At 62.1% G+C, this 1649-nt stretch carries 3 protein-coding genes; all 3 read right to left on the bottom strand.

Annotation, left to right across the window (positions count from 1 at the left end; all coding sequences use genetic code 11):
- On the bottom strand, positions 1-489 hold a 489-nt coding region (locus AC1DYI_RS34930), incomplete at its 3' end, for a hypothetical protein (RefSeq protein WP_477208685.1).
- A 13-nt stretch (positions 490-502) separates the two neighbouring features.
- Positions 503-1357 carry a putative selenate ABC transporter substrate-binding protein gene (locus AC1DYI_RS34925; protein WP_477208684.1) on the bottom strand — a complete coding sequence of 285 codons (855 nt, stop codon included), beginning with the start codon at positions 1355-1357 and terminating at the stop codon, positions 503-505.
- A gap of 30 nt (positions 1358-1387) precedes the next feature.
- Positions 1388-1649 (bottom strand): hypothetical protein (locus AC1DYI_RS34920; protein ID WP_477208683.1); only part of this gene is annotated, 262 nt, incomplete at its 5' end.

Below are 1649 nucleotides of genomic sequence, written 5' to 3'. Positions count from 1 at the left end.
TCCCCAGCCTTCCTCGGACTTGTCGTAGGTCATCGTCGCCAGCACATGGTCGTAGGCGGCCCGGGCCATCTCCAGTGCTCCCTTGTGGCTGCTCCGTATCTCGTTGGCAGCCGACAGGATCTCCGGCAGGAAGCGAATCCGCCGCGTCTGGGACAGCTGAGGCAGCAGCAACTGCCCATCCTGTGCCAGAGGGCTGCGCGATGGCCGGTTCAGATCAACGCGCCACTCCCTGCGCTCGACCACAGCGCGGTAGCCGACATGCGCCGGTCCGTTGGTCGAGCCATCAATCTCCGCATGAAGGATCGGGTTGCCAAACACCGGATCAAAGCGAACGCTGACCGGAGCGGTCGAGTCCGTCTGAATGGCAATGACCTCCTGCTCTGACGTCGATGCCGGCAGAGGCATCCAGATCTGGATCGGGTCGCCTTCGTTGTTGGGCGTCGGAATGTCGACGTGGTAGCGAAGCTCGATGGTGCGTGATGCGCTCATGGCCGGGCTCCGATCACTTCAGCAAGCCGGTGGAGCGGCCAACTTGTTCAATCACGTCGAAGTCCTTGGGATCAGCCTTGACGAACTTGTTGGCGCCTTGAATCTCAAGGACTTGCTTGTCCAAGGGACGGCTGGCATCCAGGCTGAGAAATGCGTTGGCGAACTTCTGCACCAACTCGGGCGACAGATCCTTGCGTGCGGTCCAGACGTAGTCGACATACTCGGGCGTGGTCCAGATCACCTTGACCTTGGTCTTGTCGAACTTGTCGCCGGCCAACATTCGGTTCCAGACCTCGATGTTCAGTGCGCCCGACTGCACCTTGCCGGACTCAACCATCTTCACCGTCGCGTCGTGAGCACCGCTGTACACCGGCTGGCCCGAAAAATCCTTCTCGGGGTCGAGGTGAAACGTCGTCAGCAGGAAGTGGCGCGGGAACAGGTGGCCAGAGGTCGAGCTCTTGGAGCCGAAGGCGAAGGACTTGCCCTTCATCTCCTCCGGCTTATTGATCCCGGCCGATGAGCTGGCGATGAAGACGCTTTTGAACTGGCGATCGATGTCGCGCATGACCACAGGTTGAGCACCGGCCATGACCCTGGCTTGCACGTAGGTGAAGCCGCCGAGCCAGGCGAAGTCGATCTTGCCCGCCGCCAACGCGGAGACGGCGGCTCCGTAGTCGATCACCGGCACGTACTGAACCTTGACACCGAGCTGCTGTTGCAGGTAGTCGACCATCGGCTGGTACTTGCGCTGCAGCTCAGTCGGGTTCTCGTCTGGAATGCCGGACAGGCGGATCACATCCTCGGCGGAGGCGCAAAAGCTGGCAGCGGTCAGGCATGCGGCGAGCAGGCACTTGAACTTGGTCAACATGGTCGTACTTCCTTGGTGGTTGTTGGGGCCTCAGCGGCCTTGGGGAATGGGGTCGAACGGCACCGGCTCGCTCTGCAGTTGCCAGCCACTAGGCTGGCCGGCTTCGATCCACTGCGTGGCGTCGTCGTCCGGATTGCAAGGGGTCAACTCGTAGACGTAGTGACCGGCGCCCACGTCGGCGACGCGACGCGCGGTCACGGTGGGTGCAGAGCTGCGTCCTGGCATTGGCGAGGCATCGCGTGGTGACAGTCGCACGCATTGGCCTTCAGGCACTTCCATCGCGGTTTGGACG

The sequence above is a fragment of the Ideonella sp. P3_A4 genome (genome assembly GCF_056403075.1).
The sequence above is the reverse complement of the archived record's forward strand: the minus strand, read 5'-3'. Positions and strand labels throughout refer to the sequence as shown.